At 60.7% G+C, this 24183-nt stretch carries 23 protein-coding genes; 3 read left to right on the top strand and 20 right to left on the bottom strand.

What is annotated here, in order from left to right; all coding sequences use genetic code 11:
• Nucleotides 1-33: 33 nt before the first annotated feature.
• From guaA to BMZ10_RS13890, 4 genes are all read right to left on the bottom strand, one after another.
• Nucleotides 34-1611 (bottom strand): glutamine-hydrolyzing GMP synthase, encoded by a 1578-nt coding sequence (guaA, locus tag BMZ10_RS13905; protein WP_093463071.1) that lies wholly within the window; start codon nt 1609-1611, stop codon nt 34-36.
• Between the two features lie 100 nt (nt 1612-1711).
• Nucleotides 1712-3181, bottom strand: a complete 1470-nt coding sequence (gene guaB, locus BMZ10_RS13900; RefSeq protein WP_093463069.1) for an IMP dehydrogenase — start codon at nt 3179-3181, stop codon at nt 1712-1714.
• Nucleotides 3182-3307: 126 nt separating this feature from the next.
• The gene (locus BMZ10_RS13895; protein WP_093463067.1) at nt 3308-3856 is read right to left on the bottom strand and encodes a sugar ABC transporter ATPase; all 549 of its coding nucleotides are present in this window, start codon (nt 3854-3856) and stop codon (nt 3308-3310) included.
• 70 nt (nt 3857-3926) lie between these two features.
• Complete coding sequence (locus BMZ10_RS13890; protein ID WP_093463065.1) at nt 3927-4712, bottom strand: sulfite exporter TauE/SafE family protein; 786 nt, start codon at nt 4710-4712, stop codon at nt 3927-3929.
• 189 nt (nt 4713-4901) lie between these two features.
• Here BMZ10_RS13890 and xseA point away from each other — a divergent pair, with 189 nt between their 5' ends.
• The 3 genes from xseA (at nt 4902) to leuA (ending at nt 9299) form a co-directional block, all read left to right on the top strand.
• Nucleotides 4902-6281, top strand: coding sequence for an exodeoxyribonuclease VII large subunit (gene xseA, locus BMZ10_RS13885; protein WP_177182138.1), 1380 nt, complete (start codon nt 4902-4904; stop codon nt 6279-6281).
• A 3-nt stretch (nt 6282-6284) separates the two neighbouring features.
• On the top strand, nt 6285-7127 hold the full coding sequence (locus BMZ10_RS13880; protein WP_093463060.1) for a peptidoglycan DD-metalloendopeptidase family protein: 843 nt from the start codon (nt 6285-6287) through the stop codon (nt 7125-7127).
• Between the two features lie 486 nt (nt 7128-7613).
• Nucleotides 7614-9299 (top strand): 2-isopropylmalate synthase, encoded by a 1686-nt coding sequence (gene leuA / locus BMZ10_RS13875; RefSeq protein WP_093463057.1) that lies wholly within the window; start codon nt 7614-7616, stop codon nt 9297-9299.
• 89 nt (nt 9300-9388) lie between these two features.
• Here leuA and BMZ10_RS13870 read toward each other — a convergent pair whose 3' ends face one another.
• The 16 genes from BMZ10_RS13870 to hscA all read right to left on the bottom strand — a co-directional run bounded on the left by BMZ10_RS13870 (nt 9389) and on the right by hscA (nt 24171).
• Nucleotides 9389-9796, bottom strand: coding sequence for a hypothetical protein (locus tag BMZ10_RS13870; RefSeq protein ID WP_093463054.1), 408 nt, complete (start codon nt 9794-9796; stop codon nt 9389-9391).
• A 119-nt stretch (nt 9797-9915) separates the two neighbouring features.
• Nucleotides 9916-10278 carry a hypothetical protein gene (locus tag BMZ10_RS13865; protein ID WP_093463051.1) on the bottom strand — a complete coding sequence of 121 codons (363 nt, stop codon included), beginning with the start codon at nt 10276-10278 and terminating at the stop codon, nt 9916-9918.
• A gap of 59 nt (nt 10279-10337) precedes the next feature.
• Nucleotides 10338-11129, bottom strand: coding sequence for an amidohydrolase (locus BMZ10_RS13860; protein ID WP_093463049.1), 792 nt, complete (start codon nt 11127-11129; stop codon nt 10338-10340).
• Nucleotides 11117-12265 carry a pyridoxal phosphate-dependent aminotransferase gene (locus tag BMZ10_RS13855; RefSeq protein ID WP_093463047.1) on the bottom strand — a complete coding sequence of 383 codons (1149 nt, stop codon included), beginning with the start codon at nt 12263-12265 and terminating at the stop codon, nt 11117-11119. The genes BMZ10_RS13860 and BMZ10_RS13855 overlap by 13 nt, the downstream gene beginning before the upstream one ends.
• A gap of 119 nt (nt 12266-12384) precedes the next feature.
• A complete protein-coding gene (gene der, locus BMZ10_RS13850) occupies nt 12385-13854 on the bottom strand; it encodes a ribosome biogenesis GTPase Der (protein WP_093463045.1) in 1470 nt (489 codons plus the stop codon).
• A gap of 150 nt (nt 13855-14004) precedes the next feature.
• Nucleotides 14005-15156 (bottom strand): outer membrane protein assembly factor BamB, encoded by a 1152-nt coding sequence (gene bamB, locus BMZ10_RS13845; protein ID WP_093463043.1) that lies wholly within the window; start codon nt 15154-15156, stop codon nt 14005-14007.
• The gene (locus BMZ10_RS13840; RefSeq protein ID WP_093463040.1) at nt 15149-15790 is read right to left on the bottom strand and encodes a YfgM family protein; all 642 of its coding nucleotides are present in this window, start codon (nt 15788-15790) and stop codon (nt 15149-15151) included. The genes bamB and BMZ10_RS13840 overlap by 8 nt, the downstream gene beginning before the upstream one ends.
• Nucleotides 15791-15826: 36 nt before the next feature.
• The gene (gene hisS / locus BMZ10_RS13835; RefSeq protein WP_093463038.1) at nt 15827-17116 is read right to left on the bottom strand and encodes a histidine--tRNA ligase; all 1290 of its coding nucleotides are present in this window, start codon (nt 17114-17116) and stop codon (nt 15827-15829) included.
• A 21-nt stretch (nt 17117-17137) separates the two neighbouring features.
• Nucleotides 17138-18247, bottom strand: a complete 1110-nt coding sequence (gene ispG, locus BMZ10_RS13830) for a flavodoxin-dependent (E)-4-hydroxy-3-methylbut-2-enyl-diphosphate synthase (RefSeq protein ID WP_093463035.1) — start codon at nt 18245-18247, stop codon at nt 17138-17140.
• A 3-nt stretch (nt 18248-18250) separates the two neighbouring features.
• Complete coding sequence (locus tag BMZ10_RS13825) at nt 18251-19273, bottom strand: RodZ domain-containing protein (protein ID WP_093463032.1); 1023 nt, start codon at nt 19271-19273, stop codon at nt 18251-18253.
• On the bottom strand, nt 19273-20031 hold the full coding sequence (pilW, locus tag BMZ10_RS13820; protein ID WP_093463027.1) for a type IV pilus biogenesis/stability protein PilW: 759 nt from the start codon (nt 20029-20031) through the stop codon (nt 19273-19275). Before pilW ends, BMZ10_RS13825 begins: the two co-directional genes overlap by 1 nt.
• 26 nt (nt 20032-20057) lie before the next feature.
• Nucleotides 20058-21206 (bottom strand): dual-specificity RNA methyltransferase RlmN, encoded by a 1149-nt coding sequence (gene rlmN / locus BMZ10_RS13815; RefSeq protein ID WP_093463024.1) that lies wholly within the window; start codon nt 21204-21206, stop codon nt 20058-20060.
• 27 nt (nt 21207-21233) lie between these two features.
• The gene (ndk, locus tag BMZ10_RS13810; RefSeq protein WP_093463021.1) at nt 21234-21659 is read right to left on the bottom strand and encodes a nucleoside-diphosphate kinase; all 426 of its coding nucleotides are present in this window, start codon (nt 21657-21659) and stop codon (nt 21234-21236) included.
• 90 nt (nt 21660-21749) lie between these two features.
• Nucleotides 21750-21950 (bottom strand): Fe-S cluster assembly protein IscX, encoded by a 201-nt coding sequence (gene iscX, locus BMZ10_RS13805; RefSeq protein WP_093463018.1) that lies wholly within the window; start codon nt 21948-21950, stop codon nt 21750-21752.
• Nucleotides 21951-21963: 13 nt separating this feature from the next.
• The gene (fdx, locus tag BMZ10_RS13800) at nt 21964-22305 is read right to left on the bottom strand and encodes an ISC system 2Fe-2S type ferredoxin (RefSeq protein ID WP_093463015.1); all 342 of its coding nucleotides are present in this window, start codon (nt 22303-22305) and stop codon (nt 21964-21966) included.
• A 3-nt stretch (nt 22306-22308) separates the two neighbouring features.
• Nucleotides 22309-24171 (bottom strand): Fe-S protein assembly chaperone HscA, encoded by a 1863-nt coding sequence (hscA, locus tag BMZ10_RS13795; protein ID WP_093463013.1) that lies wholly within the window; start codon nt 24169-24171, stop codon nt 22309-22311.
• Nucleotides 24172-24183 lie beyond the last annotated feature (12 nt).

Genomic DNA, 24183 nt, shown 5'->3' with positions numbered 1-24183 from the left:
CGCCTGCTGGCGCCTTTGTCGGGGTGGATCAGATCATTCCCACTCAATCGTCGCAGGCGGTTTGCTCGAGACGTCGTAGGTCACGCGGGAGATGCCTTCGATTTCGTTGATGATGCGGCCGCTGACGGTTTCCAGCAGTTCGTAAGGCAGGTGCGCCCAACGAGCGGTCATGAAGTCGATGGTTTCGACAGCGCGCAGGGCGACTACCCAGGCGTAACGACGGCCATCACCTACCACGCCCACGGATTTCACCGGCTGGAACACGACGAATGCCTGGCTGACCTTGTGGTACCAGTCGGCTTTGCGCAGTTCTTCGATGAAGATGTGGTCGGCACGACGCAGCAGGTCGGCGTATTCCTTTTTCACTTCGCCGAGGATACGCACGCCCAGACCCGGACCCGGGAATGGGTGGCGGTAGACCATGTCGTACGGCAGACCGAGTTCCAGACCCAGACGGCGGACTTCGTCCTTGAACAGCTCGCGCAGAGGCTCGACCAGTTTCAGGTTCATCTCTTCCGGCAGGCCGCCCACGTTGTGGTGCGACTTGATCACGTGCGCCTTGCCGCTCTTGGCGCCAGCAGACTCGATCACGTCAGGGTAGATGGTGCCCTGAGCCAGGTACTTGATGTTGTGCAGCTTGCTCGATTCGGCGTCGAACACGTCGATGAACGTGCGGCCAATGATCTTGCGCTTTTTCTCCGGATCGCTTTCGCCCGCCAGATTGGTGAGGAACTGCTCTTCGGCGTTGGCGCGGATCACCTTGACGCCCATGTTCTCGGCGAACATGGCCATCACTTGCTCGCCTTCGTGCAGACGCAGCAGACCGTTGTCGACGAACACGCAGGTCAGCTGATCGCCAATGGCCTTGTGCAGCAGGGCTGCCACGACCGACGAATCCACACCGCCGGACAGACCCAGCAGCACGTTGTCGGTACCGACCTGAGCGCGAACCTGAGCGATGGCGTCCTCAGCAATCTTGGAGGGGGTCCACAGGGCTTCGCAGCCGCAGATGTCGAGGATGAAGCGCGACAGGATGCGACCGCCCTGCTTGGTATGGGTCACTTCCGGGTGGAACTGCACGCCATAGTAGCCACGAGTGTCGTCGGCCATGCCGGCGATCGGGCAGCTTGGGGTGCTGGCCAGTACGTGGAAGCCTTCCGGAATCTCGGTGACCTTGTCGCCGTGACTCATCCAGACGTCCAGACCGAGAACGCCATCGGCGTCGACGTGGTCTTCGATGCCGTCCAGTACACGGCTCTTGCCAACGACGTCCACGCGGGCATAACCGAACTCGCGCAGGTCCGAACCTTCAACACGGCCGCCAAGCTGCTCGGCCATTGTCTGCATGCCGTAGCAGATACCAAAGACCGGGACGCCCAGATCGAATACCGCTTGCGGGCAACGCGGGCTGTTGGCGACGTGTACGGACTCAGGACCACCGGCCAGAATGACGCCTTTCGGCGCAAATTCGCGGATCGCTTCGTCGTCCATGTCGAACGGATGCAGCTCGCAGTAAACCCCGATCTCGCGCACACGGCGGGCAATCAGCTGGGTGTACTGGGAACCGAAGTCGAGGATCAGGATGCGGTGGGCGTGAATGTCGAGGGCCATAAGTCATTCTCGTCGAAAATCAGAAACAAGACGGGGCTGTGTTGAACAGCCCCGCTACACAATTCTTTGAAATGCGCCGAAACAACCGGCGCACTCCGGATCAACCTACGCGATAGTTCGGCGCTTCCTTGGTGATCTGCACGTCGTGGACATGGGATTCAGCCATGCCGGCGCCGGTGATGCGAACGAATTCAGGTTTGGTACGCATTTCCTGAATGTCGGCGCTGCCGGTGTAGCCCATCGAGGAGCGCAGGCCGCCCATCAACTGGTGAACGATGGCAGTCAGCGAGCCCTTGTAGGCGACGCGGCCTTCGATGCCTTCCGGAACCAGCTTCTCGGCGCCTTCCGAGGAATCCTGGAAGTAGCGGTCGGAGGAGCCTTGCGCCTGGGACATTGCACCCAGCGAACCCATGCCGCGATACGCCTTGTACGAACGGCCCTGGAACAGTTCGATTTCGCCCGGTGCTTCTTCGGTACCGGCGAACATCGAACCCATCATCACGCAGTACGCACCGGCAACGATGGCCTTGGACAAATCACCGGAGAAACGGATGCCGCCGTCGGCGATCAGGGGAACGTCAGTGCCTTCCAGCGCGGAAGCCACGTTGGCGATGGCGCTGATTTGCGGTACGCCGACACCGGCCACGATACGGGTGGTGCAGATGGAGCCAGGGCCGATGCCGACCTTGACGCCGTCAGCGCCTGCTTCGACCAGCGCACGAGCCGCAGCGCCGGTGGCGATGTTGCCGCCGATGACCTGCACGTCAGGGTAAGTCTGCTTGACCCAGCGAACACGATCGATCACGCCTTTGGAGTGGCCGTGGGCGGTGTCGACGACGATGACGTCAACGCCGGCGGCGACCAGCGCACTGACGCGCTCGCCGGTATCCTTGCCGGTGCCGACTGCAGCGCCGACGCGCAGACGACCCTGGTCGTCCTTGCTGGCCAGCGGGTAGGCTTTGGATTTCTCGATGTCCTTGACGGTCATCATGCCCTTGAGCGCGAAGTTATCATCGACGATCAGGACTTTTTCAAGACGGTGTTTGTGCAGCAGGTCGCGCACTTCGTACTTGTCGGCGCCTTCGCGGACAGTGACCAGACGCTCTTTGGGGGTCATCACTTCGCGGACGGGCACGTCCAGACGATTTTCAAAACGGACGTCGCGGGAGGTCACGATGCCGACGAGCTCGCCGTCGTGCAGGACCGGAACACCGGAAATGTTGTGCTGACGGGTCAGTTCGAACAGATCGCGAACCGTGGCATCCGCCTCGATGGTGATCGGGTCCTTGACCACACCCGCTTCGAACTTCTTGACCTTGCGCACTTCGGCAGCTTGCTGCTCGATGGTCATGTTCTTGTGGATGATACCGATGCCGCCTTCCTGAGCCATGGCGATGGCCAGACGGGCTTCAGTGACGGTGTCCATAGCGGCGGAAACGAGGGGGATGTTCAGTTCGATGCCACGGGTCAATCGGGTTTTCAGACTGACTTCGTTGGGAAGCACCTCGGAATAACCGGGCACAAGGAGAATGTCGTCGAATGTAAGGGCTTCTTGGCTGATACGCAGCATCGCTGGGCTCCCGAGCGGGAAAATGGAAGCGCGCCATTATACCCAGACAGGTGGCCTTGCTCAATGTAAAGATCAGCCTATTTGATTATCAGGTTGATCGACACGCTCTATCGACGCGACCTGCATTTATAGGCGGACTTTGACGAAGGACACCGGGCGATCCAGACGTTCGGCGAACTCTTCCAGAAAGCTGGCCTTGAACCCTGCCTCCAGCCAATCATTAAAGATGAACCCCAGGTTGGAAAACCCGCACGGGTCGAGGAACAGGAAGCCATTGATGTCGTCTTCGTGGCGGCATTCGGGGCATATGAAATTGTCTGTATGGCCGGGCATCCATTCTTCCAGGCTGTCGAATAATGCTTCACCGATCTCGCGTCGGCACTCGGGGCAACCGGCCTCCTCCTTGAAGCCCTGCTGCGGCGTATAAATGCAGCGCTTGAGGACAATCTCCAGGCCATTGACCGGCTTGCCATACGGCAACGCGTCAGGATTTTCGACGATTCGGCGGGCGCCGGGCGCAATGGCGTAGGCCATCCGGTTGAAGCTGCGGCCGCAGGTCGTCAGCGCCTCCTCCACCACTTCGCGCTTCACCAGCCAGCGCAAAATGGCTCGCGCTTTCGCTTCATGCCCGGGAAAGCTGGAAATCTGCGGGACGATGATGCTCTGCGTGTTCATGACAGACCTGTCTGACGTTTGATCGGGGGCGGCAGCTTAATCCCGCTGCCGGCGACGTCAAGTGTGGCGCTCAACCAGCGAGGTATCGGCCGATGAGCGTGATACCGCTGATCAGCACCAGCCAGGTCACCAGTCGCACGAACATCTCACGCGACAGGCGCATGACCAGCCGACGCCCGATCCAGGACCCGACGATCATCGCCGGCAGCAGGCAAACGGCGAGGAGTAACAGGGACAGTTGCGCGTAGACGCCCGTGATAACGAACAGACTCAGGCGCACGACGGTGCTGCAACTGATCAGCGCGTTCTGGGTTGCGCGGGCCTGGTTCTTGTCGGTCAGCCGGCCGTTCAGGTAAATCGCATAGAGAAATCCGCCGCTGCCGAACAGGGCGCCGAACAATCCACCGACGGTGCCCATCGGAATCGACCAGCCCGCCGACAGTTGAGTGGGGCGCACCTTCACCGCCAGGCTGTACAGCGAATAACTCACCAGAAACAGCCCCATCAATAAAAGCAGAACATCGGATTTGAGGTTGAGCAGGAACAGCACGCCCAAGGTGCAGCCCACTGCCATGCACGGCACCATGCGCAGCAATTCCGAGCGCACCACGGATTGTCGCGACGGCAGGAAATGGCTGAACGCGGCCAGGAAATCCAGCATGACCAGCAGCGGTATGATGCGCGAGAGCGGCATGAAATGGATCAGTACCGGCCCCGCGACCAACGCCGTGCCGAACCCGGCGATGGCGAACACCAGATAGGCGGCGACGACGCCGCCTTCTATGAAGAGCCAGTCGGTCGGGCTCAAACCCAACTCGATGAAGGCACCCGACAACTCGGTGAGGGTGGTGAACATTGTATTTCCGTAGCCGGGCAGAGTTGGCACAGCATACTGCAGGAGCGAGCGTGCTCGCGATTGTGTCGAGCATCAGGGGGTGCCTGTCCTACCGCGTTCGCCGCCGCCGCAACCTCCGACTGCTCCTACAGGGTCCGCGCCGGCCGCTGATGCACGACATCGCCAACTAATGCCTTTATCATGCCCGTCATGATCAAAGACCCCTTCGCAAGACTCGGCCTTGACCGGGAAGTCCTTACTGTCAGCCAGCTCAACGGCCGTGCGCGCGTGCTGCTGGAAGATGTGTTCTCCAGCATCTGGGTCGAGGGCGAAATCTCCAACCTGTCTCGCCCGGCATCCGGCCACGTCTATTTCACGCTCAAGGACACCGGCGCCCAGGTGCGTTGCGCGCTGTTTCGCAGCAATGCCGCGCGCGTGCGGCAGGCGCTGAAAGACGGTCTGGCGGTGAAGGTGCGGGGCAAGGTTTCGCTGTTCGAAGGCCGCGGCGATTATCAGCTGATACTCGATACGGTGGAGCCTGCGGGCGATGGCGCGCTGCGTCTGGCCTTCGACGCGCTCAAGGAAAAACTCAGTGCCGAGGGGCTGTTCAGCGCCGAGCGCAAGGTCGCCCTGCCCTTGCACCCGCAACGGATCGGCATCATCAGCTCGCCCACTGGCGCCGTCATACGCGACATCATCAGCGTGTTCCGACGTCGTGCGCCGCGCGTCGAACTGACGCTGATCCCCACTGCGGTTCAGGGCCGCGAAGCGATCGGTCAGATCGTGCGGGCGCTGAAGCTGGCGGACAGCCGAGGCTTCGACGCGCTTATCCTGGCGCGCGGCGGCGGCTCGCTGGAAGACCTCTGGTGCTTCAACGAAGAAGCGGTCGCCCGCGCCATCGACGCGTGTGTCACGCCCATCGTCAGCGCGGTCGGCCACGAAACCGACGTGTCGATCAGTGACTTCGTCGCCGACGTTCGCGCGCCGACCCCGTCGGCGGCGGCCGAGCTGTTGGCGCCGGACTCCAGTGACCTGCATCGCCGCGTCGACAGCCTGCAGCGCCGGCTCATCAGTCGCATGCAGGACCGCCTGATGCGCGAGCGGCTGCGGCTGGACGGCATTTCACGGCGTCTACGCCATCCGGGTGAGCGTCTGCGTCAACGGGCCCAACGCCTGGATGATCTGGACATGCGCATGCGTCGCGCCTTCGAGCAGCAGATGCACAAGCGACAAGTGCGCATCAGCCATCTCGAAAGCCGTCTGGCGGCGCAGCATCCGGGACGCACGCTGGCATTTCTGCGCCAACGCCTGGACGTGCTTGCCGAGCGCTTGCCGCGCGCGATCCGGGAAAACCTCAAGACCCGCCGCCTGCAATTGCAGAGTCAGGTGCAGACGCTGAACGTGGTGAGCCCGCTCGCGACCCTGGGCCGTGGCTACAGCATTTTGCTGGACGAACGCGGCAAGGCAATTCGCCAGGCGCAACAGACCCACACCGGCCAGCGCCTGACCGCAAAGCTGGCGGAGGGCGAGCTGCAGGTCCGCGTCGAAGACAACCACTTGACGCCTGTCACCCTTTCTCTTCTGGACTGATCGATGCTGCCTTTTATTCTTCGTTCTCTCGCCAGCACGGCGCTGGCCCTGTGCCTGGCGCTGCCGGCCCACGCCGACAGCTATATTTCGCGACTGCTGAACAAACCCGTGCCCGGCGGCGTCGCCGTGGTGGATCTGGGGCCGGCCGCGCAGGCACCGAAAGCCACGTGGCAAGGCAAGCCGGTATTGGTCGTCAGGGATCAGGACGCCCGCTGGCTGGCGATAGTCGGCATCCCGTTGACGATCAAACCTGGCACGTCGCAACAAGTGAACAGTGGCGGCCGAAACCTGTCATTCACGGTCGGCAGCAAGAAATATCCCGAGCAGCGCATCACCCTGAAAAACCAGCGCCAGGTCAATCCAGACCCGGATGACCTCAAGCGCATCGAGCAAGAGCTGGATGTGCAAGTGCGCGCTTATCGCTCCTTCAGCCCCGGCACGCCGAGCAACCTGCTGCTGGATAAACCGGTCGACGGGCCGCTTTCCAGCAAATTCGGTGTACGCCGCTTTTTCAATGGCGAAGAGCGCAACCCCCATGCGGGTCTGGACTTCGCCGTGCCTGCCGGCACGCCTATCAAAGCTCCGGCAGCGGGTAAGGTGATACTGATCGGCAACTACTTCTTCAATGGCAACACGGTGTTCGTCGATCACGGCCAGGGATTCATCAGCATGTTCTGCCACATGTCGAAGATCGACGTGAAGGTCGGCGATTCGGTTCCTCGCGGCGGCGTGGTCGGGCGCGTGGGCTCGACAGGCAGGGCCACAGGTCCTCATATGCACTGGAACGTCAGCCTGAACGATGCCCGGGTCGATCCAGCGATTTTTATCAATGCGTTTCAGCCGTGACGCTTGAGTGGGTTCACACCGTGTACGACTGCAGGACCGGCTTTGGCCGAGAACGTCAAACGTTGCATCGCGCATCCAGCGCTGTGAAATCTGGCCTCTTTCCCGCTAAAGCCGCTCCTGCGTAAGAACGCGCTTCGCCCCTCCCCGGCAGAAGCCAGCCCTACTGTTGAATGCGCCTGCCTTTGAGACAGAAATGTTTCGGCAATTTGATCACGCAGACACTGTAAATATCGCAATAAAATCTCGATCCTGAGTATTTATCGGTAGCTTCTCTCAATTTTTTCCGACCTCTTGCCACCTTTCACCCCAATTGGTTACGGTTGGCTTCATGAATACCTCTCACACCCTCATTCTGCTGCGTCAACATCGCTGCCTCAGTCTCGTCAGCGCACGACTGCCTGGCTGAATGGCGGTACCTCGACCTGTCTCTCGCATCAATCGGCTGGCCGCCTTCTCTCGGCCCTCAGTACAAAAAGGATTATTCACATGACCATGCTCAAAGATCCCTCGACGAAGTACCGCGCGTTTCCTGTCATCGACCTGCCCGATCGCACCTGGCCTTCCAAGACCATCACCGAGGTGCCGATCTGGTGCAGTTCCGACCTGCGTGACGGCAATCAATCGCTGATCGAGCCAATGGATTCGGTCAAAAAGCTGCGGTTCTGGAAGACCCTCGTCCAGGTAGGCGTCAAAGAAATCGAAGCGTCCTTCCCGGCGGCGTCGCAAACCGATTTCGACTTCGTGCGCACGCTGATCGAAGACGGTCATATCCCTGACGATACGACGATTCAAGTGCTGACCCAAGGCCGCGAAGACCTGATCGCACGCACGTTCGAATCCCTGCGCGGGGCCAAGAAAGCCATCGTTCACCTGTATAACGCCACGTCGCCGTCGTTCCGTCGCATCGTGTTCAATCAGGACAAGGAAGGCATCAAGGCAATCGCCGTCAATGCCGCCAAGCTGTTCGTCAAATACGCCGCGCAGCAGCCTGAAACCCAATGGCAGTTCGAGTATTCCCCGGAAACCTTCAGCGCCACCGAACTGGATTTCGCCAAGGAAGTCTGTGACGCGGTGATCGAAGTGTGGAACGCCACTCCGCAGAACAAGGTGATCCTCAACCTGCCTGCCACCGTCGAAGTCGCCACGCCGAACATTTACGCCGACCAGATCGAGTGGTTCTGCCGCAACATCTCCCGTCGCGACAGCGTGATCATCAGCCTGCACACTCACAACGACCGTGGCACCGGCGTTGCAGCCACTGAGTTGGGCCTGATGGCAGGCGCGGACCGCGTTGAAGGCTGCCTGTTCGGCAACGGCGAACGCACCGGCAACGTGGATCTGGTGACGGTTGCGCTGAACATGTACACCCAAGGCCTGAATCCGCAGTTGGACTTTTCCGACATCGACGGCGTGCGCAAGGTCGTCGAAGAGTGCAACCAGATTCCGGTTCACCCACGCCATCCTTACGTCGGCGATCTGGTTCACACCGCCTTCTCCGGTTCGCACCAGGACGCCATCCGCAAGGGTTTCGCGCAGCAGAAAGACGACGCCCTGTGGGAAGTCCCTTACCTGCCGATCGACCCCGCCGACATTGGCCGCAGCTACGAAGCGGTGATCCGGGTGAACAGCCAGTCCGGTAAAGGCGGCATCACCTATCTGCTGGAACAGGAATACGGCATCTCCCTGCCCCGCCGCATGCAGATCGAGTTCAGCCAGGTGGTTCAGGGCGAGACCGACCGCCTGGGCCTGGAAATGACCGCGCAGCAGATCTACTCGCTGTTCAAGCGTGAATACCTGCAGGCCAACAAGCCTTACGCGCTGGTCAGCCATCGTCTTCAGGAGGAGAACGGCCATAGCGCCGTCGAAGTGGAAGTGACCGGCAAGGGCGATGGCGAAAACAATCTGCGCTGGAAAGGCACCGGCAATGGCGCGCTGGAAGCGCTGGTTGCCGGCCTGCCGGTCAAAGCCGAGATCATGGACTACAACGAGCACGCCATCGGTGCAGGCACCACTGCCAAGGCAGCGGCGTACATCGAGTTGCGCGTCAACGGCGAGCGCGCCGTCCATGGCGTCGGCATTGACGAAAACATCACAACAGCCAGCTTCAAGGCCCTGTTCAGCGCCTTGAACCGTGCGCTGTTGCAGTCCGAAGCGGCGGCCGAGGCGGCTTGATCCCTCGCCTCACCACGCGTTAGCGACACCCGAAAAAACAAAGGCCCTGAAGCGAACACTTCAGGGCCTTTGCATTCGTATTGGAACGATCAGGCGGTGGTGTCGACGCTGCCTTTCATCAATTCGAGGAGTGAACCCTGGAGCGAGGTGATCTGCGCGTTGGTGTTCGCCATCTGCTGCTCGATGGCCATGGCCTGCTGAGCTTTCTCCTGATCGCTCGCCTTGCTGGCGTGCACAGCCGCCAGTTGCTGCTGCTGTTGCTGCAGCATCTTCTGCGCCTGTTTGATCTGCTCTTGCAGCTGCTTGATCATCTGGTCGCGTGGCGTGCCGCCGCCTTCCGCTTTGCCAGCGCCCGGCGCCTTAGGGGACTGATAGACGTTGTCGCGCAGATTCACGGTGGCAGTGGTCGCGTCCGTCTTGGTCGACTCATCGTTTTTGAAGCCAGCGGTAAAGGCACTCGCGTAAGGACTCAACGAACTGGTATTGATGGTAGTCATGATGAACTCCTGTTTAGTGCACTCTGTATCGGCGGGCTTGCACAGAACTGAAGTTCATTGATCGCCGCGCACGCGAACGCCCCACGGCCGGGCCATGGAGCGCATTTCGGTGCGAGGTATCAGGCGGTGGTGTGGCCTTGAATCGCCATGACGCGCTGTGACTTCTCCTCGTCAGACCCCTTGCTCGCCTGAGCCGCTGCCAACTGCTGTTCCTGCTCCTGCAGACGCTTTTCGGTTTCCTTGATCTGCTGCTCGAGCTTCTCGATCGCCTGCTCGCTCTCGCTGGAGGAATCCGAACTGCCGCTGGCGCCGCCCGCAGCCGGTGCGCCGCCCGTGCCGCTAGATGCCGACGTCGAGGCTGCGGCTGCGGTGGTCGAAGTGTCGTCGCTGCTGTCAGCCGTCGCTGCCGCGGTGTCTTTCTTGACCGCAACGGTGAAGGTGCTGGAGTAAGCGCTGAGTGAGGAAGCGTTGATGGTGGTCATACCGATCTCCTGTTTTGGTACCACCGCTATCGACCGCAACCCCCGTAAACTCTATGAACTTAGTGTATCTCGAATGTATCAGCGTCGAGATATGCCGGGAATTTCCCGCGGTACGCCGACAGGCTTTCAGCAGACAGACTGACCTGAAACACGCCATCGGCTTCACCGATGTTCAGCAGGCTTTCCCCCTGAAAGTCCAGCACTTGACTGTCTCCGGTATACGCCAGGCCCTTTCCGTCGATACCGATCCTGTTCACGGCGGCGACATAGCACAGGTTCTCGATGGCCCGTGCTGGCAACAAGCGGTTCCAGTGCTGACGACGGGCCCCCGGCCAGTTGGCGGTGTACAGCAGCAGATCGGTATCCTGAGCATCCCGGCTCCAGACCGGAAAGCGCAGGTCATAGCAGATCAGCGGACGAATTCGCCAGCCCTTGAGCTCGAACTGCACTTGTCGCTCGCCGGGACTGTAATGCTCGTGCTCGCCAGCCATGCGAAACAGATGGCGTTTATCGTAGTGCAACAACTCGCCGTCCGGCCTCGCCCACAGCAGGCGATTGCGATGGCTGCCGTCGGCGGCACGAATGATCACGCTGCCTGTCACCACTGCGTTCAATCGCCGGGCCTGGTTGAGCAACCAGGCGCTGGTCTCACCGTTTTCCGGCTCGGCCAGTCGCTCAGACTCCATTGAGAAACCCGTCGTGAACATCTCCGGAATAATCACCAGGTCGGCGCCATGCGCCTGCTCCAGCAACTCCTCGAAGTGGGCGTGATTGGCCTGGCAGTCGTGCCACGCCAGCGTGGTTTGCACCAGGGCGATGTTCAGATTGGGCAGGTTGCTCAGATCGCGCATAGTTTTTCCGCTGCCAGACGCAGCGTCTCCTCACGCTTGGGGAAGCACAGCCGAATGATGCGCTGACCTTCAGGCGGGTTCTGGTAAAACACGGAAACAGGAATGCTCGCCACGCCATGCTCGCGGGTCATCCACAGCGACATGTCGACATCGTTCAGGTCCGGGCGAATATTCGAGTAATCGACCAGTTGAAAGTAAGTGCCGGCCGCGCGGGTGAAGCTGAAACGCGAGGACTCGAGTCGGTCGCAGAAAAAGTCCCGCTTGGCTTGATAGAACGCCGGCAACTCCTCGACATGCTCAGGGCAGGCCGCCATGTAATCGGCCAGCGCCCATTGCAGCGGTGTTACGCCGCAGAAGCCAACGAACTGGTGAATCTTGCGCATTTCAGCAGTCAGCGCGGGTGGCGCCACCAGGTAGCCGGTTTTCCAGCCCGTTACGTGGTAGGTCTTGCCGAACGAGCTGACCACGAAGGCGCGCTGGTAAAGCTCTTCATGCGCCAGCACGCTGGCATGCTTCACGCCGTCGAACACCAGGTGTTCATAGACCTCGTCGCTGACAAGGTAGATGTCGCGATCACGAATCAACGCTGCCAACTGATCCAGCTCGGCGCGTGTGATCAACGCACCGCTCGGGTTGTGCGGGGTGTTGATGATGATCATGCGGGTGCGCGGACTCAGCGCTGCGGTCAGTTGCTCCCAGTCGATGGAGAAGTCGCCGTCCTTGAGCTGCACATGCACGCAGCGACCTCCGGCGAGCTCCACGGAAGGTTCGTAGCTGTCGTAGCACGGATCGAAAACGATGACCTCGTCACCCGCCCGAACCACGGTCTGGATCGCGCAGAAAATGGCATGGGTCGCGCCCGGCGTGATGGTGACCTCGCTGTCGGCATTCACGCTGCGCCCGTAAACGCGCGCGATCTTGGCCGCGACCTGCTCGCGCAGCGCGGGCAGTCCGGTCATCGGTGCGTATTGATTGTGGCCGTCCATGGTGTGACGGCAGAGGGCTTCACGCAGCGCGTCGGGCCCATCGAAATCGGGAAAACCCTGAGACAGATTGATCGCCCCGGTTTCGGCTGCAAGCTGGGACATCACGGTGAAAATGGTGGTGCCAACGTTCGGCAATTTGCTGGTGATCATGGGGTTTTCCTGCTCCACACCCGGCTCCTTGACGGCACGGGGACCCGCAGGATAGCCCAGATGTCGCGTACAAAAAAAGGCGCCATTGGCGCCTTTTTCCGAGAAAGTCCGTTACCGGATCAGCGCTTGTCCTTGCGCTTCTTCTCGGCTTTCTTGTGGTGCGACATCAAACGGCGCTTCTTGTTGACCTGACGATCAGTCAGCGTGTTCTTGTTGCCTTCGTACGGGTTTTCGCCACCCTTGAACTCGATGCGGATCGGCGTACCGACCAGCTTGAGCACACGACGGTAGGTGTTTTCCAGGTAGCGCACGTAAGACTTCGGCACCTTCTCGACCTGGTTGCCGTGGATCACGATCAGCGGCGGGTTAGCGCCACCCAGGTGCGCATAACGCAGCTTGATCCGGCGACTGTTGACCATCGGCGGCTGGTGTTCGCTGACGGCGTCTTCGAGGATCTGGGTCAGACGGCTCGTCGGCCAGCGGGTAACGGCGGACTTGAACGATGCCTGCACCGATTGATACAGGTTGCCCACGCCGGTGCCGTGCAGTGCCGAAATGAAGTGAATGTCGGCAAAGTCGACGAAGAACAGCCTGCGCTGCAGTTCGGTCTTCACGTAGTCACGTTCGCTCGGCTCCATGCCGTCCCACTTGTTCAACGCGATCACCAGCGCGCGGCCCGCTTCCAGCGCGAAGCCCAGCAGGTTCAAGTCGTGGTCGACGACCCCTTCTCGGGCGTCCATCACGAAAATCACCACGTTGGCGTCTTTGATCGCCTGGAGGGTCTTCACCACCGAGAACTTTTCGACTTCCTCGTGGATCTTGCCGCGCTTGCGCACACCTGCGGTGTCGATCAGCGTGTACTTTTCATCGTTTCGCTCAAACGGGATGTAGATACTGTCGCGCGTCGTGCCTGGCTGGTCATAGACGATGACCCGGTCTTCGCCCAGCATGCGGTTGACCAGCGTCGACTTGCCGACGTTGGGACGCCCGATGATGGCGATCTTGATACCGTCTTTCTCGCTCGGACCGGGAATACGCTTGGCTTCTTCACCCTCAGCGACATCTTCGTCCTCGCCGTCTTCAGCTTCGTCCGCGTCCTTGGGAAATTCGCGCAGCGCGATTTCCAGCATCTGAGTGATGCCGCGACCGTGTGCACCCGCGATCGGGATTGCATCGCCCATGCCCAGCGGCGCGAATTCGGCGCGGGCCATGTCAGGGTCGATGTTGTCGACCTTGTTAGCGATCACGTAGGAAGTCTTGTTGCGCTTGCGCAGGTGCTCGCCAATCATCTGGTCGGCGGCCGTGAAGCCTGCCTTGGCGTCAACGAGGAACAACACGACATCGGCTTCTTCGATGGCCAGCAGGGATTGCTCGGCCATTTTTTCGTCCATGCCGTGTTCGTCACCGGAAATACCGCCGGTGTCGATCAGGATGTAGGTACGCCCTTGCCACTTGGCCTCACCGTACTGGCGATCACGGGTCAGACCGGACAAGTCGCCGACGATGGCGTCGCGAGTCCTGGTCAGGCGATTGAACAAGGTGGACTTGCCGACGTTCGGTCGACCCACCAGGGCGATTACGGGAACCATGCGGCTCTCCACTTCGTTATTTCAGAAAATACAAAAGCCGCTGCAAGGCAGCGGCCGGAGTTCGGAGCGACACCTCAGGCGCCGCAGGCCCCATGAAACCGGGGCCGCTCGAGGGAAGCCGCGACACGGCCCCTCAAGCATAGACAGCCACTACTTGATCGTCAGGGCTTCGAGCTTGCCGCTGTTACCGAAGACGTAAATGGTGTTGCCCGAAACCAGCGGGCGGGCACGCAAGCCATCGCTGTCGATGCGTTCGCGCGCGACGAAGTGACCGTCGACCTGACTGAGCAGGTGCAGATAACCTTCCATGTCGCCGACCGCTACGTAGCTGGAAAACACTTCCGGCGCGCCCAGTTGGCGACGTGCCAGTGAGTCGTTGCTCCACAGACCGGTGGAAGAACGCTCATCGATGCCCTCGACCGTACCGCTGGCCAGAGAGACATAAACGCTGCCGAAGCCCTGGGCCACGCCCGAATAGCTCGAAGCGTCACGCTGCCACAGCACGCGGCCGCTTTGCAGTTCGAGCCCGGCAACTCGGCCCTGATAGGTGGCGACATACAGGGTATTGCCCGAAAGCAGCAGGCCGCCGTCGATGTCAACGACGCGATCCAGCTCGGAGCGACCTTGGGGGATGGCAACGCGTTGCTCCCACGCAGGCACACCGTTGTTGACGTCCAGTGCCACGACCTTACCCGTCGACAGACCGGCGATGGCCAACTGATTGGTGACGATCGGAGCGCCCGTGCCGCGCAGGGTCAGAACCGCAGGACTGCTTTCGTAGATCCAGCGCTGATCGCCGGTGGCGGCGTCGTAACCGATCACGCGGTCGTCCTGGGTCTGCGCGACCACGACATTACCGTTGGTGGCCGGAGCCGACAGCACTTCGCTGGTCGCCTTGGCTTTCCACTTCTGCTCGCCGGTGGCTTCGTCAAGGACAATGACTTCGCCACGCAGCGTGCCGAGCATGACCATGCCGTAGCCTACGCCGACCGCACCGGAGACCGGACGCTCGAGCTCTTTCTTCCAGACCACGTCGCCGTTGCTGCGGTTGATCGCCATGACCAGACCGTTGGCATCGGCGGCGTAGATGTTCTCGCCGTCGATCGCTGGAACCAGCATGTTGTAGATCTCGCCCTGACCGTCACCGACCGAACGACTCCACAACTTCTGCAGGGACACTTCTTCCTTGAAATCGACCAGCTCGGCTGGAGGCAATTCCTTCTTGCTGTTGCTGCTGCAACCCGCGGCCAGAACGGCCAGAGCCAGCAATGCTGCATGTTTCCAACGAATCACGTCACGCATCCCCTTTCGCCAGATCGTCGAGCTTCATTTGCAGGCCACCCACTGCCGCTTCTTCGGAAAGCGCAGCTTTGGCCTTTTTGTAGGCAGCATAAGCGTCGTCGGTACGACCCAACTGAACCAGCAGGTCGCCGCGCAGCTCTTCGCGGCTGGCAAGGAAGGCCTTGTCAGGCTGGCCGTCGAGCAGCTTCAGTGCGTCTTCAGCCTTGTTCTGTGCCGCGAGCACACGCGCCAGACGCTGGCGGGCGATCTCGCCCAGCGTCGCGTTGGCTGGCTTGTCGGTGACCGACTTCAGTTCGTTGGCTGCGTCATCCAGCTTGCCGGTGTCCACAGCGACTTTCGCCACGAACAGGCTGCCGTACTGGGCGTACGCCGTGCCAGCGAAATCGCTCTTCAGCTTGCCGGCGATTTCGGCCACGCGGCCTGCGTCAGCCTGGCCGCTTGGCGTCAACGCGGTTTCCAGCAATTGCTGATACAGGGCCGAAGCACCTTGTGCCTGGTTGTTCTGATAGCGATGCCAGGCCTGCCAGCCCAACACCACGATAACCGCGAGCAGACCGCCGGTGACCAGGGGCTTGCCGTTACGCTGCCACCAGTCCTTTACCGCCGCCAGCTGTTCATCATCGGTACTCGACACCCCAATACTCCTCTCTAATTCGGCTGTTTATCAGCTTCAACCCTGCACGATGCAGGCGGCCAGGTGCTCGGACAGAGCATCCCAGGCAATATTTTGTTGTTCACCCTGACCGCGCAGAGGCTTGACGCCCACCTCCTTGCGAGCCAGTTCCTCGTCACCGAGGATCAATGCGTACAGCGCACCGCTCTTGTCGGCCTTTTTGAACTGGCTCTTGAAACTGCCCGCGCCGGCATTGACCTGCAGACGCAGAGTCGGCGCCTGATCACGCAGACGCTCGGACAACGCCAATGCTGCAAGCTCGGCGGCTTCGCCGAACGCACAGACGTAGACGTCGAGCGTACGGGAGATTTCTTCCGGTACCTGTTCCAGCGTTTCCAGCAGCAGAACCAGCCGCTCGATACCCATCGCAAAACCGACGCCGGCGGTTGGCTTGCCGCCCATCTGCTCGACCAGTCCGTCGTAACGACCGCCCGCACAAACGGTACCCTGAGCGCCCAACTGATCGGTCACCCATTCGAAAACGGTCTTGCTGTAGTAATCCAGGCCACGAACCAGCTTCGGGTTGATCACATACGGAATGCCCGCGGCGTCCAGACGCGCTTTCAGGCCTTCGAAGTGAACCCGGGACTCTTCGTCCAGGTAGTCCGCCAGTTTCGGCGCGTCGACCAGGACAGCCTGGGTTTCAGGGTGCTTGGTGTCGAGCACACGCAACGGGTTGGTCTTCAACCGGCGCTGGCTGTCTTCATCCAGTTGACCGATACGGGCGGAAAGATAGGCAACCAGTGCTTCACGATAACGAGCGCGTGCTTCGCTGGTGCCCAGACTGTTGAGCTCCAGCTTGACCGCATTACGGATGCCCAACAGGCCCCAGAGACGCCATGTCAGCACGATGAGCTCGGCATCGATGTCCGGACCGTCGAGGTTGAAGACTTCGACGCCAATCTGATGGAACTGACGATAGCGGCCCTTTTGTGGACGCTCATGACGGAACATCGGACCGATGTACCAGAGTTTCTGGACCTGGCCACCGCCGGTGATGCCATGCTCCAGCACCGCACGTACGCACGCAGCCGTGCCTTCAGGGCGTAGGGTCAGCGAGTCGCCGTTGCGGTCGGCAAAGGTATACATCTCCTTTTCGACGATGTCGGTGACTTCGCCGATCGAGCGTTTGAACAGGTCGGTGAACTCAACGATCGGCATGCGGATCTGACGATAGCCGTAGTTATCCAGCAAACGCGATACGGTACCTTCGAAGTAGCGCCACAGCGGCGTCTGGTCCGGCAGGATGTCGTTCATGCCACGAATGGCTTGCAGAGACTTACTCACAAAAATTCCTTGGAAACTGGGTTAGCCGCGAACGATCAGCGCTGCATCGGCCTGGGCCTTTTCGGCCGCTTTCTCACGGATCAAGCGCTCCAGCTCGTCCACAAGATTGTCATTGGTCAGCTTTTGCGATGGTTTGCCGTCGATGTAGATCAGGTTTGGCGTACCACCGGTGAGACCGATATGGGCCTCCTTGGCTTCGCCCGGACCGTTCACCACGCAACCGATCACCGCGACATCCAGCGGGACCAGCAGATCTTCAAGGCGCCCTTCCAGCTCGTTCATGGTCTTGACCACATCGAAATTCTGCCGCGAGCAACTCGGGCAGGCGATGAAGTTGATGCCTCGGGAACGCAGGTGCAGCGACTTGAGGATGTCGTAACCGACTTTGACCTCTTCAACGGGATCGGCGGCCAGCGAGATACGGATGGTATCGCCGATTCCTTCGGCCAGCAGCATACCTAGGCCGACGGCCGATTTCACTGTGCCTGAACGCAAACCACCCGCTTCGGTGATGCCAAGGTGCAATGGCTGGACGATTTGCCTGGCCAGCAGGCGGTAAGCCTCCACTGCCATGAACACATCGGAAGCCTTGACGCTGACCTTGAAGTCCTGGAAATCCAGGCGATCAAGGTGCTCGACGTGGCGCAGTGCCGACTCGACCAGCGCTGCTGGCGTCGGCTCGCCGTATTTCTTCTGCAGGTCTTTTTCCAGCGAACCGGCGTTGACACCGATACGGATCGGGATGCCGCGGTCGCGCGCTGCGTCGACCACGGCACGCACGCGGTCTTCACGGCCGATATTGCCCGGGTTGATGCGCAGGCAGTCGACGCCCAGTTCCGCCACGCGCAATGCAATCTTGTAGTCGAAATGAATATCGGCCACCAGTGGCACCTTGACCAACTGCTTGATGCGCCCGAATGCCTCGGCGGCATCCATGTCCGGAACGGATACGCGGACAATGTCCACCCCGGCCGCTTCCAGACGATTGATCTGCGCAACGGTGGCGGCAACATCATTGGTGTCGCTGTTGGTCATGCTCTGTACAGCGATCGGCGCGTCACCGCCGACCGGCACGGAGCCGACCCAGATTTTACGAGATTCGCGACGTTTGATCGGAGATTCGCCGTGCATGACTTATTGCCCTAGCTTCATGCGAGCCGTCTGGCCCGAAGTGAAAGGTGTGACGTCGACCGGCTGCCCGTTGTAGCTGACCTGTGCAGCGCGCGCCACGCCCAGGCGCACGGCCAGAGGCGGCTTGCCGCTGACGTCCACGCTGTCGCCGGAGCGCTTGAGGCCGCTGGTCAGCACCTTGCCGTTGCCATCGGTGACCTGGAACCAGCAATCGGCGCTGAACCGGATCTGAACCTGACCGAAACCGGCAGGGACCGGGGCCGCTTCCGCAGCGGCGGCAGCAGGTGCCTGAGCCGCAGACGGCGTGGCCGCTACGGCAGGCGTGCCAGGTGTCGGTGTGGTGTGCGCGGGCGCAGCCGGCGTTGCGGGCGTGCCATGGGGCGGCGCAGTACCGGTTGCCGGCGCCGTTGTCACCGGTGCAGGCGCAGTCGAAGTGGTCGGCGCGGAGGAAGAGGTGTCACCGTTATTCAGGGGCAGCGGCTCAGGCTCGGCCTGGCCCTGCGCGACAGCCTGATCTTCAGGTTCGTCGAGCGGATGAATCTGGGTGGTACCGTCGGCGCTTTCGACTTCGACGTGCTCCATGCCCAGATTGGTCGGTTCCTTGCCGCGCAGGGTGGCCTGATCCTGCCACCACACGAAACCACCGCCGATCAGGGCGATAAGCAACAGGAGACTGACGATTCGCAGGATGTTGTGCGACAGGCGCACTGGCTCTTCGATGCGACCAAGCGCATGAACGTTGCTGCCCTTCCCGTCGGTGCCGGTGTACTGGTCGAACTCGTTGACCAGCGCGGCCTGGTCCAGCCCCATCAATTTGGCGTACGCGCGGATGTAGCCCCTGGCAAACGTGTGGCCGGGGAGCTTGTCAAAATCGCCTGCTTCCAGATAGCTCAGGGAAGTCACGGTGAGGTTCAGCCTCAAAGCCACATCTGGCAGCGACCAGTTTTTGCTCTCGCGAACCTGACGCAGTGTTTCACCAGGGTTCGAGCGAGTGGCTGCTACAACTTCGGGATGCGCCGCTTTCATCATTGCTCCGACAGGTATTGCTGATATTCCGGCGTACCGGGATAGAGTCTTTTTAGTAGCAGACCATAGCTGGCTGCCTTGTTGCGATCGTCATAGATCTTCGCCAGCCGCGTGCCAAGCAACAGACTACGGGCATTCTGCTCGCTCAACTGGCTGAAACGGTCGTAGTAGTCACGCGCCGGCACATAATGCCTGTCTTCGTAAGACAACTCAGCCATTTCCAGCAAAGCGCGCGGTTGCTGACGATCGAGTCGCAAGGCCTTGTCGAAATGCTCGCGAGCCGTTTCACGATCCCCCAGCATCAGGGAGGTCATGCCAAGGTTCTCGAATACCCGAGCCCGCTCGGCGTAGAGGTTATCATCGGCAGCCTGCTCGAAGCGCTCATAAGCTTCCTTGTAACGCTTCTGCTCGTAGAGAAAACCGCCGTAGTTGTTGAGGATCCGCGCATCCTTGGGACGGGCGGACAACGCCTTGGTGTAGTACTGATTGGCCAGTTCCGGTTCCATTTCAGCCTGGAACACCAGACCGAGGGCAGCGTTGGCGTCGGCGTCGGAGCTGTCGAGTTCCAGCGCCTTCTTCAAAGGTGCCTTCGCCCGCTCCATCTGTCCTTGCTGCAGGTAACCCAGCCCCAACTGCACATATGCCTGACGAGCCTCTTCACGCCCCTTGCCGGTGCTCAGCGGATCGACGTTGCCGGTAGAAACACAGCCGACCAGCAATGTGGCAAGACACAGCAGCAGCGCAGCGCGCAGGGACATAGAGATCCTCTCAGTCAAATTCGCAGTCAGTTGCGGGCCGTGGCGACCTGAGCCCCTTCGGCCTCGGCGCTGAGTTCGCGCACGGCGATGTAGCGCTCGCTGCGGCGGGTGCGATCCATCACCTGACCGACCAGCTGGCCGCAAGCGGCGTCGATGTCCTCGCCACGCGTGGTGCGTACAGTGACGTTATATCCGGCGTGATGAAGCAGATCCTGGAACCGGCGAATCGCGTTATTGCTGGGACGCTCGTAACCCGAATGCGGGAACGGGTTGAACGGGATCAGGTTGATCTTGCAAGGGGTGTCCTTGAGCAGCTCGATCATTTCAACAGCGTGCTCAGGCTTGTCGTTGACGTCCTTGAGCAAGGTGTATTCGATGGTCAATACGCGCTTTTCGCCGAGTGCCGACATGTAGTTGCGGCACGACTCGAGCAACATCTTGAGCGGATATTTCTTGTTGATCGGCACCAGCTGGTTGCGCAGCGCGTCATTCGGCGCGTGCAGCGAAAGGGCCAGCGAGACGTCGATGTGCTTGGCAAGCTCATCGATCATTGGCACCACGCCAGAGGTGGACAAGGTCACCCGGCGCTTGGAAATGCCGTAGCCCAGGTCATCCATCATCAGATGCATGGCGGACACGACATTGTCGAAGTTCAGCAATGGCTCGCCCATCCCCATCATCACCACGTTGGTGATGGCACGGTCGATGGTGGCCGGGACACTGCCGAAGGATTTGTTGGCAATCCACACCTGGCCGATGACTTCGGCGGCGGTGAGGTTGCTGTTGAAGCCTTGCTTGCCGGTGGAGCAAAAACTGCAGTCCAGCGCGCAGCCCGCCTGGGACGACACACACAAGGTGCCGCGTTTGCCCTGCGGAATGTAAACGGTCTCGACGCAGCTGCCGGACGCCACGCGCACCACCCACTTACGGGTGCCGTCGCTTGAGATGTCCTCGCTGACGACTTCGGGACCACGAATTTCGGCTCGACGCTCGAGCTTTTCGCGCAGCGCCTTGCCGACGTTCGTCATGGCTTCGAAATTATCGACGCCAAAATGGTGAATCCACTTCATGACCTGACCGGCGCGGAAGCGTTTCTCCCCGATTGACTCGAAGAATTTTTCCATTTCCGGTTGGGTCAGGCCCAACAGGTTGATTTTGCCAGTCGTCTCAGTCATGGATTCACCCTCACTCGCAGCAGCAGCTTAGCGAGTGGTTACCTCGGTAGCAGCGAAGAAGTAAGCGATTTCGCGAGCGGCAGCGGCTTCGGAGTCCGAACCGTGGACGGCGTTGGCGTCGATGGACTCGGCGAAGTCAGCGCGGATGGTGCCGGCAGCAGCTTCTTTAGGGTTGGTAGCGCCCATCAGTTCACGGTTGCGAGCGATAGCGTTTTCGCCTTCCAGAACCTGAACAACGACAGGACCGGAAGTCATGAAGGCAACCAGGTCACCGAAGAAACCACGGGCGCTGTGCTCAGCGTAGAAACCTTCTGCTTCGGCCTTGGACAGTTGCTTCATTTTCGAAGCAACGACACGCAGACCGGCGTCTTCGAAACGGGTGGTGATCTTGCCCACAACGTTTTTAGCAACGGCGTCAGGCTTGATGATCGAGAAAGTACGTTGAACAGCCATGGTGTAACTCCAGAAACAGTGATTGTTGCGAAAAATTAAACCCGCGAATTATACGCGGGTTCTGGTGTATTGCCTAACGTGCAAAGATGATCAGTCTATTTCATCGGCCCAGAGGGTCTGGACCGCTTCCAGTACCTTCTCGCCGACTCGACCGGACGTCTCATCGAAATCCGGCAGCTGCCGGATCATCCGCGGCAGTTTGACGAAGCTGACCGAATAAGGATCAGTATCAGGATAAGCCTCGTGCAATTCTTCAGCGATGCGTTGTACGTCATTCCAACCGTAGCTCATGACAATCCCTCAGTCAGTGCGGCGCTTCGGCTGCATGGTTAAGCGAATATTTCGGAATCTCCACGGTCAGGTCTTCGGTGCCCACCTTCGCCTGACAGGCGAGACGAGATGTCGCTTCCAGACCCCAGGCACGATCAAGATAGTCTTCCTCCAGCTCATCGGCCTCCTCCAGCGAATTGAAACCCTCGCGGATGACGCAATGACAGGTGGTGCAGGCGCACACGCCGCCACACGCGCTTTCCATCTCGATGTGGTGCTCGTGGGCCAGTTCAAGGATCGATATGCCCGGCTCGGCCTCGACCACCAGCCCGTCCGGACAGAATTCCTTGTGGGGCAGAAAAATGACCTGCGGCATCAGTTATTCCTCAATCTCATTCAGGTTGCGCCCCGACAACGCGGCTTTCACCGTCGAGTCCAGGCGGCGGGCGGCGAATGCATCGGTTACCTGCGACAGACGCTTGGTCTGCTGCTCGATAGCCGCGCCATCGGTGCCCTTCATCAATTCACGCAGTTCGTCCATCTGCAGCGCAATGACCATGCGCTCTTCGGCATCGAGCAAACGCTCGCCATCGGCTTGCAGCGCACCTTCCACGGCCTCGATCAGACGCTGGGCGTCGACCTGTTGCTCACGCAGAACGCGGGCCACCTTGTCGTCACCGGCATACTGGAAGGAGTCCTTGAGCATGCGCGTGATTTCGCCGTCGGTCAGGCCATAGGATGGCTTGACCTGAATGCTCGACTCGACGCCAGACGCCAGCTCGCGCGCCGAAACGCTGAGCAGACCATCGGCGTCGACCTGGAAGGTGACGCGAATTTTCGCCGCGCCAGCAACCATCGCAGGGATGCCGCGCAGGTCGAATCGTGCAAGCGAGCGGCAATCGCTGATCAACTCACGCTCGCCTTGCAGCACGTGAATCATCATCGCCGACTGGCCGTCTTTGTAAGTGGTGAATTCCTGAGCGCGCGCCACCGGAATCGTGGTGTTGCGCGGAATCACCTTCTCCATCAGGCCGCCCATGGTTTCAAGCCCCAGGGACAATGGAATCACGTCGAGCAGGAGCAGCTCACCGCCGTCACGCTTGTTGCCGGCCAGCGTATCGGCCTGAATCGCGGCACCGATGGCAACCACCTGATCCGGATCGATCTCGGTCAATGGCTGGCGCCCGAACAGTTCGGCCACCGCCTCACGCACGCGCGGCACGCGGGTGGAGCCGCCGACCATGACGACCGCCTCGATCTCTTCCAGCTCGATGCCACAGTCGCGAACCGCACGACGACAGGCCTTCAGGCTGCGCGCGATCATCGGCTCGATCAGCGCGTCGAAAGCGGCGCGGGTCAGCACGCCGGACCACGAGCCATGAACGACGTCGACCGCATCGGTGTCAGTCAAGGCTTCCTTGGCCGCACACGCAGTCTGCATCAGGCTGCGCTGAGCGGAAGGATCAAGATCGTCGGACAAACCGGCTTCAGCAATGATCCAACTGGCGATGGCATGGTCGAAGTCGTCGCCACCCAGCGCGCTGTCGCCGCCGGTCGCCATAACTTCGAAAACGCCGCCGGTCAGGCGCAGGATCGAGATATCGAACGTGCCGCCGCCCAGGTCGTAAATCGCCACGACACCTTCGGCATTCTGATCCAGACCGTACGCGACCGCCGCGGCCGTCGGCTCGTTGAGCAGGCGAAGGACTGTCAGCCCTGCCAGCTTGGCGGCATCTTTGGTCGCCTGCCGCTGGGCATCGTCGAAGTACGCTGGAACGGTGATGACCGCGCCGACCAGATCACCGCCCAGCGTTGCTTCGGCACGCTGACGCAACACTTTGAGGATGTCGGCCGAGACCTCGACCGGGCTTTTCGGCCCCTGGACAGTCTCGATGAACGGCATGTGCGACTCACCGCCGCTGAAGCGATAAGGCAATTGCCCACCCAGATGCTTCACATCGGAGATGCCGCGGCCCATAAGGCGCTTGACGGAGATGATGGTGTTGAGCGGATCGCTCGCGGCAGCATCCTTGGCCAGCTGACCGACTTCGACGCGGTCGGCGTGATAGCGGACGGCCGAGGGCAGAATGACCTCTCCGTTCTGGTCAGGAAGCGGCTCGCTGATGCCGCTGCGCAGCGCAGCGACGAGCGAATTGGTGGTGCCGAGATCTATCCCGACGGCCAGACGGCGCTGATGAGGTTTTGGACTTTGGCCGGGTTCGGCGATCTGCAGTAGAGCCATTGCTTTTCTGAT

The sequence above is a fragment of the Pseudomonas sp. NFR16 genome, from assembly GCF_900108875.1.
Taxonomy (GTDB): Bacteria; Pseudomonadota; Gammaproteobacteria; order Pseudomonadales; family Pseudomonadaceae; genus Aquipseudomonas.
The sequence above is the reverse complement of the archived record's forward strand: the minus strand, read 5'-3'. Positions and strand labels throughout refer to the sequence as shown.

Bases quoted from the DNA above. Each gene is read 5' to 3' on its own strand.
- guaA (WP_093463071.1), bottom strand. From the start codon at position 1,611: ATGGCCCTCGACATTCACGCCCACCGCATCCTGATCCTCGACTTCGGT.
- guaB (WP_093463069.1), bottom strand. From the start codon at position 3,181: ATGCTGCGTATCAGCCAAGAAGCCCTTACATTCGACGACATTCTCCTT.
- BMZ10_RS13895 (WP_093463067.1), bottom strand. From the start codon at position 3,856: ATGAACACGCAGAGCATCATCGTCCCGCAGATTTCCAGCTTTCCCGGG.
- BMZ10_RS13890 (WP_093463065.1), bottom strand. From the start codon at position 4,712: ATGTTCACCACCCTCACCGAGTTGTCGGGTGCCTTCATCGAGTTGGGT.
- xseA (WP_177182138.1), top strand. From the start codon at position 4,902: ATGATCAAAGACCCCTTCGCAAGACTCGGCCTTGACCGGGAAGTCCTT.
- BMZ10_RS13880 (WP_093463060.1), top strand. From the start codon at position 6,285: ATGCTGCCTTTTATTCTTCGTTCTCTCGCCAGCACGGCGCTGGCCCTG.
- leuA (WP_093463057.1), top strand. From the start codon at position 7,614: ATGACCATGCTCAAAGATCCCTCGACGAAGTACCGCGCGTTTCCTGTC.
- BMZ10_RS13870 (WP_093463054.1), bottom strand. From the start codon at position 9,796: ATGACTACCATCAATACCAGTTCGTTGAGTCCTTACGCGAGTGCCTTT.
- BMZ10_RS13865 (WP_093463051.1), bottom strand. From the start codon at position 10,278: ATGACCACCATCAACGCTTCCTCACTCAGCGCTTACTCCAGCACCTTC.
- BMZ10_RS13860 (WP_093463049.1), bottom strand. From the start codon at position 11,129: ATGCGCGATCTGAGCAACCTGCCCAATCTGAACATCGCCCTGGTGCAA.
- BMZ10_RS13855 (WP_093463047.1), bottom strand. From the start codon at position 12,265: ATGATCACCAGCAAATTGCCGAACGTTGGCACCACCATTTTCACCGTG.
- der (WP_093463045.1), bottom strand. From the start codon at position 13,854: ATGGTTCCCGTAATCGCCCTGGTGGGTCGACCGAACGTCGGCAAGTCC.
- bamB (WP_093463043.1), bottom strand. From the start codon at position 15,156: ATGCGTGACGTGATTCGTTGGAAACATGCAGCATTGCTGGCTCTGGCC.
- ispG (WP_093463035.1), bottom strand. From the start codon at position 18,247: ATGCACGGCGAATCTCCGATCAAACGTCGCGAATCTCGTAAAATCTGG.
- BMZ10_RS13825 (WP_093463032.1), bottom strand. From the start codon at position 19,273: ATGAAAGCGGCGCATCCCGAAGTTGTAGCAGCCACTCGCTCGAACCCT.
- pilW (WP_093463027.1), bottom strand. From the start codon at position 20,031: ATGTCCCTGCGCGCTGCGCTGCTGCTGTGTCTTGCCACATTGCTGGTC.
- rlmN (WP_093463024.1), bottom strand. From the start codon at position 21,206: ATGACTGAGACGACTGGCAAAATCAACCTGTTGGGCCTGACCCAACCG.
- ndk (WP_093463021.1), bottom strand. From the start codon at position 21,659: ATGGCTGTTCAACGTACTTTCTCGATCATCAAGCCTGACGCCGTTGCT.
- iscX (WP_093463018.1), bottom strand. From the start codon at position 21,950: ATGAGCTACGGTTGGAATGACGTACAACGCATCGCTGAAGAATTGCAC.
- fdx (WP_093463015.1), bottom strand. From the start codon at position 22,305: ATGCCGCAGGTCATTTTTCTGCCCCACAAGGAATTCTGTCCGGACGGG.
- hscA (WP_093463013.1), bottom strand. From the start codon at position 24,171: ATGGCTCTACTGCAGATCGCCGAACCCGGCCAAAGTCCAAAACCTCAT.